12 protein-coding genes are annotated in these 12,311 nt (G+C 67.2%); 7 read left to right on the top strand and 5 right to left on the bottom strand.

Features of this window, described 5'->3' with window-relative positions:
- Positions 1-25: 25 nt before the first annotated feature.
- Together KF730_RS13360 and KF730_RS13365 are read left to right on the top strand one after the other, a co-directional pair.
- Positions 26-1,468 carry a hypothetical protein gene (locus KF730_RS13360; protein WP_294097959.1) on the top strand — a complete coding sequence of 481 codons (1,443 nt, stop codon included), beginning with the start codon at positions 26-28 and terminating at the stop codon, positions 1,466-1,468.
- Positions 1,450-2,913, top strand: a complete 1,464-nt coding sequence (locus KF730_RS13365) for a glycosyltransferase family 39 protein (protein WP_294097961.1) — start codon at positions 1,450-1,452, stop codon at positions 2,911-2,913. The genes KF730_RS13360 and KF730_RS13365 overlap by 19 nt, the downstream gene beginning before the upstream one ends.
- A gap of 96 nt (positions 2,914-3,009) precedes the next feature.
- Here KF730_RS13365 and KF730_RS13370 read toward each other — a convergent pair whose 3' ends face one another.
- From KF730_RS13370 to KF730_RS13390, 5 genes are read right to left on the bottom strand one after another with little or no spacing between them, the layout of a single operon-like run.
- Positions 3,010-4,332 carry an MFS transporter gene (locus KF730_RS13370; protein WP_294097963.1) on the bottom strand — a complete coding sequence of 441 codons (1,323 nt, stop codon included), beginning with the start codon at positions 4,330-4,332 and terminating at the stop codon, positions 3,010-3,012.
- The gene (locus tag KF730_RS13375; RefSeq protein ID WP_294097965.1) at positions 4,329-5,582 is read right to left on the bottom strand and encodes an acetyl-CoA hydrolase/transferase C-terminal domain-containing protein; all 1,254 of its coding nucleotides are present in this window, start codon (positions 5,580-5,582) and stop codon (positions 4,329-4,331) included. The genes KF730_RS13370 and KF730_RS13375 overlap by 4 nt, the downstream gene beginning before the upstream one ends.
- Positions 5,579-6,409, bottom strand: coding sequence for an aldolase/citrate lyase family protein (locus KF730_RS13380; RefSeq protein WP_294097967.1), 831 nt, complete (start codon positions 6,407-6,409; stop codon positions 5,579-5,581). The genes KF730_RS13375 and KF730_RS13380 overlap by 4 nt, the downstream gene beginning before the upstream one ends.
- Positions 6,406-6,861 (bottom strand): MaoC family dehydratase, encoded by a 456-nt coding sequence (locus tag KF730_RS13385; protein WP_294097970.1) that lies wholly within the window; start codon positions 6,859-6,861, stop codon positions 6,406-6,408. The genes KF730_RS13380 and KF730_RS13385 overlap by 4 nt, the downstream gene beginning before the upstream one ends.
- A complete protein-coding gene (locus KF730_RS13390) occupies positions 6,858-8,363 on the bottom strand; it encodes an acyl-CoA dehydrogenase family protein (RefSeq protein ID WP_294097972.1) in 1,506 nt (501 codons plus the stop codon). The genes KF730_RS13385 and KF730_RS13390 overlap by 4 nt, the downstream gene beginning before the upstream one ends.
- A 178-nt stretch (positions 8,364-8,541) precedes the next feature.
- On the opposite strand from KF730_RS13390, the gene KF730_RS13395 reads away from it, so the two are divergent.
- From KF730_RS13395 to KF730_RS13415, 5 genes are read left to right on the top strand one after another with little or no spacing between them, the layout of a single operon-like run.
- Positions 8,542-9,510 (top strand): thiamine pyrophosphate-dependent dehydrogenase E1 component subunit alpha, encoded by a 969-nt coding sequence (locus KF730_RS13395; protein WP_294099878.1) that lies wholly within the window; start codon positions 8,542-8,544, stop codon positions 9,508-9,510.
- On the top strand, positions 9,507-10,499 hold the full coding sequence (locus tag KF730_RS13400) for a transketolase C-terminal domain-containing protein (RefSeq protein ID WP_294097974.1): 993 nt from the start codon (positions 9,507-9,509) through the stop codon (positions 10,497-10,499). The genes KF730_RS13395 and KF730_RS13400 overlap by 4 nt, the downstream gene beginning before the upstream one ends.
- A gap of 11 nt (positions 10,500-10,510) precedes the next feature.
- The gene (locus KF730_RS13405; RefSeq protein ID WP_294097976.1) at positions 10,511-10,750 is read left to right on the top strand and encodes a biotin/lipoyl-containing protein; all 240 of its coding nucleotides are present in this window, start codon (positions 10,511-10,513) and stop codon (positions 10,748-10,750) included.
- Complete coding sequence (locus tag KF730_RS13410; RefSeq protein ID WP_294097978.1) at positions 10,747-11,409, top strand: 2-oxo acid dehydrogenase subunit E2; 663 nt, start codon at positions 10,747-10,749, stop codon at positions 11,407-11,409. The genes KF730_RS13405 and KF730_RS13410 overlap by 4 nt, the downstream gene beginning before the upstream one ends.
- On the top strand, positions 11,406-12,296 hold the full coding sequence (locus KF730_RS13415) for an SDR family NAD(P)-dependent oxidoreductase (protein WP_294097980.1): 891 nt from the start codon (positions 11,406-11,408) through the stop codon (positions 12,294-12,296). The genes KF730_RS13410 and KF730_RS13415 overlap by 4 nt, the downstream gene beginning before the upstream one ends.
- Positions 12,297-12,311: the final 15 nt, after the last annotated feature.

Consider the following 12,311-nt stretch of genomic DNA (forward strand, 5'->3'; position numbering starts at 1 on the left):
GCCCTCGGGCGGCGTTTCCAGCCGCATGCTCCTGCTGGCATTGTTCGGGCTGTTCGCGCTCGACAATGTGCTGGTGCCGGTGTTTCTCGGGAAGGTCGCGGTAGCCGCCGCTTCGGCGGTGATCGCGTGCGGATTTCTGGCATTGTCGTGGCGGCACGAGCGGGCTGCCGAGACGCGCGTCGCGTGGCGCACGCTTGGCATCTGCCTCGCCATCGCCTGCACCCTGTTGCTGCTCGGCGGCGAGGGGCGGCTGTTCTACGCCAATGAGGATTGGCAGGTCCGCGATGCTGTGCTTGCCGACATGGCGCGCAATCCGTGGCCATTTGCGTATCTGACCGATCGCGGCGAACAGGTGCTGCGCGCGCCGCTTGGCATGTATCTGTTGCCGGCTCTGTTCGGCCGTGCGGCGGAGTTCGCGCTGCTCGCCTGCAACACGCTGGTGCTTGGCGTGATGCTCAGCCTGGCCTCGATGTTGTTCCGGGGTGCGCGCGCGCGGCGGATCGCGCTGGCGGTGTTGCTGGCGTTCAGTGGCCTCGACATTGTCGGCACCTTGCTCGCCAATGCGAGTGGCATCGCGTCGTTCGACCATCTCGAACGCTGGGCGCCGCCGCTGCAATATTCCTCGGTGATCACCCTGATCTTCTGGGTGCCGCAGCACGCATTCGCCGGCTGGTTCTGCGCGTTGCTGTACCTGCTCCACCGTCGCGGCTTGGTCTCGCTTGGCACGCTCGCCGCGTCGATCCCCATCGCCGCGATCTGGTCGCCGCTCGCCGTGATCGGTGCGCTGCCGCTAGCCGGCTGGGCAGGGGTGGGTGCTTTGCGGAGCCGCGCCTTGCGCTGGAGCGACATCGGCGTCGCGCTGGCCGCGCTTGCGGCGACTTTACCCGCGCTTGCCTATATCGCTTCCGACGCGCAAAAATTGCCCTCGGGGCTGCAAGCCGTCGCGCCGGTGTCGCTGATCCTGTTCCTGCTGCTCGAAGTCGCGCCGTTCGTGTGGATCGCGTGCCGCCTGCGCGCGACGGGCCGTTTCGGCGTGGATAGCCTCATACTGGTCGCGGTAACTCTGGCGCTGATCCCCTTCTTCCATATCGGCGAAGGCGGCGACTTCGTGATGCGCGCATCGATCGCACCGCTCGCGGTGCTGGCCGCGATCGTCGCCGCGAGCCTGATCGATACCGACTGGCGGGGCAACCGCCGCACCGCTGCGGTGATCGTGATCCTGTTATCGCTGGGGGCGGTGACGGGCGTCGCCGAAATCGCCCGCGCGTTGCGCTATGCGCCCGCGCCATCCCCGGATTGTACCTTGCCCGAAGTCTGGACGCGTCAGACCGGCTGGGTCGCCCACATCTCCACCTATCTCGCCCGCAGCGAGGCGATACCGGCCTTCCTGCATCCGCAATCGCCGGTCGTGATCGTGCCGCGCATCGACCCAATCTGCTGGTCGCGCCCGTGGAAGACGACGCGCTGATGGCGCCGAGGACCGTCACCCGCATCGAATATGCGGCGGTCGCGCTGGCGCTGGTCGCGGGTATCGCGCACCGCGCCATTTTCGGCTGGTATTCGCCCTTCTGGCTCGACGAAGCCTATACCGGCGTCATCGCCTCGCAACCGGATATCGCCAGCCTGATCGACTGGTGCCGCCATGAACTGAGCGGGCCGTTCTTCTACGCGACGATATGGCTGTGGGAGAAGATCGCGGGCGATGGGGATCTGGCGTTGCGCCTGCCGAGCCTCGTCGCCTCATTGGGTGCGGTCGCGCTGATCGCGATCTGGGGCGGTGCGGACCGCCGCGAGCGCCGGGTGTGGGCGGCGCTGACCATGGTGTGGTTGCCGGGCCTCGTCTTCGTGGCGCAGGCGCGCCCGCAGGCGTTGCTGTTCCTGCTGGCGACCGCGCAGACCATCGCCTTTCTGCGCTGTGTCGAGGCGCGGTCGTCGCGCTGGCTGACGCTCTGGTCGGCGATCGGCGCGCTGATGCTGCTGACGCATATCTACGCCGCGGCGATCATCGGGCTACAGGGGCTGTGCCTGCTCTGGACCTTCGGGGATCGCCCGCGCGCGCTCTGGCCTTCGATCGTGATCTTCGCGGTCGTCGCGGCGTGGCTGCCGTTCCAGCTCGCCTTCCTGCTCGATTTCCTCAAGCCCGGAATGGCTTGGTATCCCGTCTCCGGCCCGGCCGAAGCGTTCAAGCTGCCTTACCATCTGTTCGGAGTGAATGTGATGGCATTCGCCGTGGTGGCGATCGTGGCGGTGGTCCTCGCCAGGCAAATTGCCGATCGCCGATCCGCCGGCACCCGGCTGCCCTATTCGCGCGGCGAAGCGATGGTGATGCTGTCCGGGCTGATCGCGGCGGTGGCGGTGTTCGGCTTCGGGTTCCTCCGCCCCTCATTCACCCCGCGCTACCTGATCCCGTACATGCCCGCCTTGCTGTTCGGGCTGACACTCATCCTCTGCCGGACGCGGTTTCTCGCCGGGTTGCTGCCCAGCATCCTGCTCGTCGCCTGGGCGGGTGCGGCAGCGCAGAACGCGATCAGCTATGCCGGCGTCGAGGAACAGCAGACCCTCTATCCGCTTGAGTTCCAGCGCGGCTCCGACTGGCTGATGGCGCATGATGCCCGGCGCGTGATGTTCGTGTGGGACAATCCCGCCAGCGCGCTCAGCGGCGAGCGCTACCAGACGCAGGTTGGCGCCTTTTTCTTTCGCCGCGCCGGCTATGCGGCGGAGGTCCGGGCCGTGCATCTCGATCATGCCGGGCAGAGCCCTGCCCGGCTCGCGCAACTGGCGCGGGCGCGGCGCGCGGCGATCCTGTGGGTCGGCGGCAGCGATTATCCCGCCGGGCTGCGCGGCATCGCCGATCTCGTCTGCCGCGATTTCGGCGCCGGGCCGAGCAAATCGATCGCCTGCGTTCGCCGGTAAACGCCCGCGCCAATTTGCCGGCAAGGTGGCGGAGCGATGCCAGACGTAGAGCACCCTCGCCTCTTCCATCGGGCCTCGTCCATCCAGGGGGGCAATTCAGGGGGTTCCACTATGGATGCGCTCGGCGAGCATCTCATGTGGCCGCGCGGCTCGGTAAAAGAGCAAGGCTGCAATGGGAGCGCAGGTCATTGCCACTGCCGCCAGCGACCAACGAAGGCCGACCGCGCCGAACACATGGTCTGTTAGCAATGCCACCGAGAGCGGACCCAGCGTCATGCCGAGCAGGCCGATGAGCAGATAGTAAAGCGCCGCGGCCATGCCGCGATGCTGCGTCGGTACCGCCGACTGCATGGCCGCGATCGCAAGGCCGCTCGGCACGGTATAAGTCAACAGCCCCGGCGCGAACCATGCAAGGGCCAGGCCCTGCGTAGGCGCAGCAAAAGCGAGCGCCATCAGCGGTCCGGTCAACGCCGCGGCACCGGCGCAGACGACCAGTTCCGCGGATCCCAGGCGGCGGCCGATGCGCGCCGCCACCGCGGCGCCGGCTAGGCCACCACCGCCGCCAAAAACCAGTAGCACGGCCCCATATTGGAATCCGACTTCGGACGCGCTCATGCCATAGGTGCGGATGAAGAATGCGGGCACCCAGCCAAGCAGGCCATAAGCCAGGATCGCGTAGAGAACCATCGCAGTGACCAGCGGGGCGAACACCGCGCTGTGCACTTGCAGATGCCGCCACAGACTGGTGCCCTGATCATCCCGCGCTGCCGCTGCCCGCCACTCGCGGCGCGGTTCGGCGATGGTCAACGCGAGTGCCGTCACCGTCAGCCCCCCCACGCCGACGATCAGGAATACCGCCTGCCACGACGCCACCTGCCCGACGACCGGCAGGGCGTAATGCGGAGATTGCGCCACGATCGCGATCACCGTGCCGCCGAGCAGCAGCGCCGCCCCGGCCCCGATGCTCGAAGCCGCGGTATAGACGCTCATCGCCAGCGTCCTGCGGTGCGGTGGGAAACTGTCCGAGATCAACGACACCGCCGAGGGCGGCAGCGCCGCCTCTCCCGCGCCGACGCCCAGGCGCGCCAGCAGCAGATGGGTGAACGAGTTCGCCAACCCGCATGCCGCGGTGGCGACACACCATACCGCGCTGCCGATCGTCACCAGCCAGCGCCGCGGATAGCGATCGGCCATCCAGCCAAAGGGTAGCCCCAATACCGTGTAGAGGATTGCGAAGGCCATGCCCTGAAGCAGCGCGAATTCGGTATCTGTAAGGCTCAGGTCGGCCTTGATCGGCTCGACCAGCAAGCCGATGACGACGCGATCGACGAATGAAACCATATAGGCCGCGAACAGCACGGCGACCGTCCACCATGCCGCGAGCGGACTGGGCAACGCGTCACTCGATCGTGTCGTCATGGCTGCCTGCTTTCTTCCTCGAGCGTTTCACGAAACTGCGGAGCGGCAATCGCGATCAGGCGGCGGCGGCGCTCGGTATCACCGATGCCGGTCAGCTCGGCCGCGCCGAACTCGGTCACCACCACATCGACGTCCACCCGCGGCGTCGTGACATGGCTGACCGGCCTCGCGGTGATATTGCTGGCCTTGCCGTCCGGTGTCACGGCAGACACGGCGATGATGCTGCGCCCGTGCGGCGCGCGGGCGGCGGCGCGCGAGAATTCGGCCTGCCCGCCGATCGCGCCGATCTGGCGTCGGCCGATGCGCTCGGAATTGACTTGGCCCGACAAATCGACTTGCAACGCTCCGTTGACCGAGACGAGATTGCCGATCTCCGCGGCACGGCCATGCGTCGTCTCGATCTCTGTCAGATGCAGCGCCGGATCGTCGCGCACCAGGCGATAGAGCGCGGCATCGCCCATCACAGATCCGATCACTGCCTTGCCCGGAAACAAGGGATGATATGCGCCGGTCGCCACGCCGTCGCGGATCAGCCGCATCAGGCCGGGGCCAAGCAACCCGCTATGGATGCCGAGGTCGCGGCGATCGGCGAGCTCCGCGCACAGTGCCTCCGGCACGCCACCGACTCCCAATTGCAGCGTCGCGCCGTCGCCGACATAATCGGCAATCGTCCGGGCGATGGTCCGCGTGGTGTTGCTGACCGGAGCGGAAGCAAGCGCGGGCGGCGGCGAATTGGTTTCGACCAGCACGTCAATTTCGTCAGCGCCAATAGTGATCCCGGGGATGGGGGGCAAAGCGTGATTGACCTCGGCCACAACCAGCCGTGCCGATCGGATCGCCGCGGGCAGATGCATCGCCGTCAGGCCGAGCGAATAGCGCCCATCCGCGCCGGGCGGCGGCACCGCGATGACGACGATGTCGAAGCGCAACGCACGACGCGCGATCAATCCCGGAAACTGGCCCAGCGCGACCGGCAACACCTCCAGCACGCCCGCATCGGCCAGCGCGCGGGTCGTGCCCAGCGCCCCATAGCTGGCGAAACTTAAGGCATCGGCATGTTCGGGGCGGAAGCGCGTGGAGAGCATCATGCCGAGAAATATGCGGACCCGCTCCAGCCGGTGACGTTGCGCAATCAGCACGTCCGCGAGCGCGCCCGCCTCACCCGCGCCCTCGCCGAACAAGACCGTTTCACCGGACCGGACCAATGCCGAAAAGTCGATCGCGTCGATCCCGGCTAGGCGCTGAGTCATCTCGCTGACCGCACGGTCGCTTCGGCCTGACGGGCGAGTGGCTCGTCGATCATCCTGCCCTCGAAGGCGATGGCGCCAAGGCCGCGCGCTTTCGCTTCGGCATAAGCCTGAATCAGGCGCTGCGCGGCAGCAACCGCATCAGGGTGCGGCCGGAACACCGCATTCGCCCGCGCAACCTGCGCCGGGGTCACGCACATCTTGCCGGTATAGCCGAGCGCCCGGCCCAGTTGCGCATCGGCATCGAAACGTACCTCGTCGCGAATATCGACAGTGACCAGGTCCAGCGCCGGCACCCGGGCACGGCGCGCCGCGATCGCCACCCGCGAACGCGGATAGAGTACTTCCTCACCGCCCGGGGTTCGCGCCCCGCCCAGATCGGCGACATAGTCCTCGGCACCGAAGAACACGCCAAGCTCCGCCGCGCCGGCAATGGCATCGGCGGCATGGACGCCCTCGACAGACTCGATCCCTCCCAATACCGGCAGGCCGGTGGCATGAGCGGTGTGCATCACCTCGTCAGCGGATTCGGCCTTGGACAAAATCGCACCGTCGCATCCGCAGCCGGCTATCGCCGCGCAATCAGCGGCGTAGTCTTCGGTGCCTGCGGCGTTGAGCCGCACCCATATCCGCGCGTTCGGGTTAGCCGCTTCGCGTGCCGCCCGGACGATCTCCGCCAAGGCAGCCCGCGCCGCCGGACGCGCCGCCGGCGCCAGCCCATCTTCGAGATCGATGGCAAAGGCATCCGCCGCCACTCGCCCGAACTTGGCAACGAAGTCCGCCCGGTTCGCGGGCGCAAAAAGCAGCGAGCGGACCGGGCCGGCGATCATGCCGCGGGACGCCCCTTCATCAGCGCCGCGCGCTCGCAAATCGCGACGAGTTCATCGGCCTGATTATAGGCATTGTGCACGAAGGTCACGATGCCCTGCCCCGGCCGCGAACTGCTCGTCCGCTTGTCCTTGACGAGGGTGGTGACGCGGATCGTGTCGCCGTGAAATACCGGCTTGGGAAAGCGCACATCCGACATGCCGAGATTGGCGACCGTGGTGCCAAAAGTGGTGTCGTTGACCGTCATGCCGATCATCAATCCCAGCGTGAACAGCGAATTGACCAGCGGCTTGCCGAACTCGGTCGTCTTGGCGAACTCGAAATCGATGTGCAGCGGCTGGACGTTCATCGTCAGGTTGGAGAAGAGCATATTGTCATATTCGGTGACGGTGCGCCGCCACGCATGCTCGAAAACCTGACCGACCTCGAACTCCTCGAACCACAAGCCGCTCATCGGGCGAACAGCCCGTCGGCGATCGCCATGGCGAGCGCATCTTCGGAAGCGCCGCTGGCCCGAACCGCCGCTGCGAGCGCGTCGAGATCAGCGCCGCCGCCGGTGCGCTGGACGTCGCCGATGATCGTCCGCGCAGCCGCGAGCGCGAGGAACCGCCCCGCGTCGCTGCCCTGGCCGACGGTCTCGGCGGCTTCGAGCGCCATCGCGCTTTCGGCGAGGCGGACATGGAAGGCGGCATTCTGTGCCCGTTCATCCGCATGCGCAGCCGCAAGCCATGCTTCATAGGTGCGGCGTGCAGCCGTCAGCAAATCGCCGCTGCCGACACCGCGCGCTTCGCCGGTTGCGGCGCGCTTGGCTTCGGCCCTGCCGATAATCGAGCGCTGCACTTCGGAGGCGCCCTCATAAATCGTTGTCGGGCGGACGGCGCGTGAGAGCATCTCGATTTCCTGCCCGACGATCACGCCGCGGCCGCCATGGATCTGCTGCGCTTCATAGATGATCTCGACCGCCGCCTCGGTCGAGAAGGCCTTGGCCATCGCGCCTTCAAGCACTGTGCGCTGGCCACTGTCGCGCAAGGTTGCAGCGCGCTCGATCAGCGCAGTGCCACCGGCGATCAATGCCGCCATGCGCCCGGCTTTCAGACGAATGCCGGGAAGCGTTGCGAGATTGCTGCCAAAGGCCTCGCGCCCATTGGCAAAGTCGACCGCCAGATCGAGCGCGCGCCGCGCCATGCCGATGGTCGCCGCGCCCACCGAGGGCCGGAAAATCTCGAGCGTGCCGAGGCAGGCGCGCAGCCCATCGCCCGGATCGCCCAACCGCTGCGCATCGGACAGGCGGCAATTGTCGAAATCGAGATAGCCGATGGCGTGCGGCGCCTGAAGATGGATGCCGCCCCGCGCGGTAAAGCCGGGCGTGCCCGCCTCGACCAGAAACGCCGTCACCGCGCGCTTGTCTTCCTCGCCGCCGGTGCGGGCGAAGGTGATATAGACATCGGCATCGGGCGCGCCGGAGATGAACATCTTCGATCCGTTGAGCACCCAATCGTCGCCGTCGCGGTGCGCGCGGGTCTTCATCCCGAGCACGTCCGAACCGCTGTGCGGCTCGGTCAGCGCGAAGGAGAAGAGCGTCTTGCCCGCGATCAGGCCGGGCAGATAGCGCTGATGCTGGTCCTCGGTCCCCATCCGCACAATCGCGCTGGTGCCCAGCCCCTGGATCGCGAAGTGCGTGTCGATCAGCGCGTCGTGATATCCGAACCGCTCGCGCAGCAGGCACAGGATCGCCGAATAGCGGTCCACCTGCCCCTGTCCGCCCACTTCGGTCGGCAGGGTCAGCCCGAACAGATGCTCGCCCGCAATCGCCTCGATCAGCGGGCGGCACGTCGCGCCGTGATCGGCCCAGCCATGGACGATGGGCAGCAGCACATTGGTACACAGCCGGTCGACTCGCGCGGTCAGCTCGGCGTCGGTTTCGGCGGTCTGCACCGGATTGAGTATGGTCTGCATGGCGGTCTTCTCCCCAAGTTACCGGCACTGGCCGCAAGCGGCGCCGGGCCTTCTTGACAGCCATCTTAGGTACATACTACTCGGTAGGTCAACTACGCCAACGGGTGTTGTTGCAATATTCCGGCGGTATCCGCATCCCCGCCGGAGACGAGATGAGGAGTCGCCCGCCTTGCCAGTGATGACCGACGCGCAATTGCTGCACGCGTATCGAATCATGGAGCGTTCGATCCTGCTGGATCAGGCCGTGCTGCGGCTGATCGAGGAGGGCAGCGCGCGGCTATTGCTCCATTCGGGACGCGGCCAGGAGGCGATCGGCACCGGCGTGTGTGCCGCGCTGCGTGACGACGACATGCTGTTCTACAGCCATCGCGGGCTGATCCAGTTGCTTGCCAAGGGGATGCAGGCCGGGCCGTTGCTCGGCGATTTCCTCGGTCGCGTCGATGGCGCGACCAAGGGGCTGGGCGCGGGTATCGTCCATGCGGTCGATCCGGCGCTGGGACTGATGGGATCGAGCGGCACGCTGGGCGGCGGTTTCGTGCTGTCGGCGGGCGCGGCGCTCGGCGCGCGCAAGCTCGGCGACGACCGCGTCTCGGTCCATATCTTCGGCGAAGGCTCGGCCAATCGCGGCACCTTTCATGAGGCGGCCAATGCCGCGGCTTTGTGGAAACTGCCGATGGTGTGGTTGTGCGAGAATAACGGTCTGTCGGTCTCGGTCGCGCACCGCGAGGCGACCTCCATTGAAGACGTCGCCGACCGCGCCGCGGCCTATGGCATGCCCTCGCGCATCGTCGATGGGCAGGATGTCGAAGCGGTCTATGACGCGATGGCCGACGCCGTGGCGCGCGCCCGCGCGGGCGATGGCCCGACCCTGATCGAAGCCAAGACCTTGCGCTTCCGCGGCCATTATGAGGGTGACCCCCAGACCTATCGCAGCAAGGAGGATATCGCCGCCGCGCACCAGCGCGATCCGCTGCGCATCACTGCCGAGAAGCTGGCGGCGCGCGGGATCGGGGAAGCGCAGCTGGCCGCGCTCCGCGACGAAGAGGCGAGGGCGATGGAGGTGGCGGTCCAGGCGGCGCTGGCCAGTGCCAAGCCGGGGCCCGACCGCATCTATCAGGGTCTTCTGGCCGAGAGTGCGGCGGCATGAGCGGCTTCAAGACCCTCAGCTATCGCGCCGCGCTGCGCGAGGCCCTGATCGAAGAGCTGGAGCGCGATCCGTCGGTGTTCGTGATGGGGCAGGATGCGGGGCCGTTCGGCGGCGTGTTCGGGGTGACCAAGGGGCTGACCGAGATGTTCGGGGTGGAGCGCGTGTTCGACACGCCGATCTCCGAGGCGCTGATCGTCGGTGGTGGCGTCGGCGCGGCGCTTGCCGGGGCGCGGCCGGTGGTCGAGCTTCAGTACGCCGACTTCGCGCTGATCGCGATGGACGAGATCGTCAATAAAGCGGCGAAGTGGCGCTTCATGCACGGCGGCGGGCAATCGGTGCCGCTGGTGATCCGCGCGCCGGAGGGCGTGGTCGGCGGGCTCGGGCCCGAGCACTCGCAGTCGCTCGCGCAGTATTTCTGGAGCAGCTTCGGCTTGAAGGTCGCGATGCCCGCGACTCCGGCTGATGCAAAGGGGATGCTGAAGTCGGCGATCCGCGATGACGATCCCGTGCTCTTTCTCGAGAACAAATCGCTCTATAACCGGCGGGGGCCGGTGCCCGAGGGTGAGCATCTGGTGCCGCTCGGCGTCGCCTCGACCTGGCGCGCGGGCAGCGACGTCACCGTGGTCGCCTGGTCGCGCATGGCGACCGTCGCGGCCAAGGCGGCGGAAGTGCTGGCCGGGCAGGGCGTTGAGTGCGAGATCATCGATCCGCGCGGTATATCGCCCTTCGATCTCGACGCTATTCTCGCCTCGGTCGAGCGCACCGGGCGACTGGCGGTGGTGCATGAAGGGCCGGTAACGGGCGGGCTGGGTGGTGAGCTTATCACGCAAGTGGTCGAGCGGCGCTTCTCGGCACTCAAGGCCGCGCCGATCCGCATCGCGGGCGCCGACACCTATGTGCCGCAGAATCAGGATCTGGAAGGGCTGCTGACCCCCGATGCCGATGCCGTCACTGCGGCGCTCGCCACTCTCGTCCAGTCGAGCCGATAACAGGAGTTCCCATGTTCGATATCAAGCTCACCAAACTCGGCCAGACGATGGAAGAAGGCACCGTCACCGGCTGGCTGAAGCAGATCGGCGAGCGGTTCGAGGTCGGCGATCCGCTCTATGAGTGCGAGACCGAGAAGGCCACCGCCGAGGTCGAGGCGACTCGCGCGGGAATCCTGCGCGAGATCCTCGTCGGCGAGGACGATGTCGTCGAGGTCGGTACCGTGATCGCCCGCGCCGACGACGTCGAATGAAGCTCGAAAAGCTCGCCGGCGTCCGCAAGGCGATGGCCGGAGCGATGGCGAAGAGCTGGGCGGAAATCCCCCACTTCGCCGAGATCGTCCAGATCGACGCCAAGCCCCTGCTCGACCGGCTCGCGGCGCTGCGCGCGGAGGGCCAGCGGGTGTCGGTCAACGATTTGATCGTCCATGCCGCGATCCGGACTCTCGCCATCGTGCCGGCGTTCAACGGCGTATTCGTCGATGGCGCAATCGAGCGGCCCGAGGGCGCGACGGTCGCTTTCGCGGTCGCGACCGATCATGGGCTGATGACTCCAGTGATCCGCGAGGCCGACACACTGTCGCTCGCCGACCTGAGCACCCGCATCCGGGATCTTAGCGAACGCGCCCGCACCCGTCGCCTCGCGCCGGACGAGTTCGAGGGCGCGGTGATGACCGTGTCGAACCTCGGCACGCTTGGCATCGACACCGGCTTCCCGGTCATCAACCAGCGTCAGACCGCCTTGCTCTTTGCAGGCGCCATCGCCGAGCGGCCCTGGGTGATCGACAGCCAGGTCGTCGCGCGGCTGACCCTATACCTCACCCTCGCCGCCGACCATCGCATCATCGATGGCGTCACTTCGGCGCGCTACCTTGGCGCTCTGCGCGCCATTCTCGAAGAGGGCGAAGCATGAGCGTTCAGGGCCGCGTCGCGATCGTCACCGGCGCAGGGCAGGGGTTGGGCCGTAGCTACGCGTTGGCCCTGGCGGCAGCGGGCGCAAAGGTCGTGGTCAACGACATCGGCACCGCCGATGGCGTCCCGACCGCCGAGCGGGTCGCCGGTGAGATTCGCGACGCCGGCGGCGAGGCCGTCGCCAATACCGATAGCGTCGCAACGGCCGCGGGCGGCCAGGCGATGGTCGAGGCCGCGCTCACCAGGTTTGGCGGCATCGATATCCTCGTCAGCAATGCCGGGATCGAGAGAAACCAATCCTATGCGAAATCGAGCGCGACGCAGTGGAGTGAGGTCATCGACGTGCACCTCAACGGCACGCATCACCTTTGCCACGCCGCATGGCCGCAAATGCTCGCGCAACGCCGCGGGCGCTTGATCCTCGTCACTTCGCCATCGGGACTGTGGGGCAATTTCTCGCAGGCGTCCTATGCCGCCGCCAAGCTCGGCATCATCGGCCTAGCCAATGTTCTCGCAATCGAGGGCAAGGCCAAGAACGTGCTGGTCAATTGCCTGGCGCCGATCGCGACCACGCCGATGTCGCAACATCTGCTGTCTCCGGCGCTGGCGGAGAAGCTCGATCCCGATCTGGTTGCGCCAGCCGTGCTCCAGCTGGCATCGGACGCGCTTGATACCACGGGCGCGATCCTGATCGCCGGCGGCGGCTGGTTCACCACCGCCCATATCGCCATCGCGCCAGGTGTGCATCTCGCCCCCGGGGAGCCGCTCGCGCCGCATTGGCCGGCGATCCTTAGCGGCGACACGATCCGCCCGGGCGCGCCGCTCGATCCCGATACGCTTGATAAAATCTTCGTCGAGAGCGATCCGGGATTGCAACCTACCGCGTAGTATGTTTTCTGCTGA

The sequence above is a fragment of the Sphingomonas sp. genome, from assembly GCF_019635515.1.
In the GTDB taxonomy this organism is placed as follows: domain Bacteria; phylum Pseudomonadota; class Alphaproteobacteria; order Sphingomonadales; family Sphingomonadaceae; genus Sphingomonas.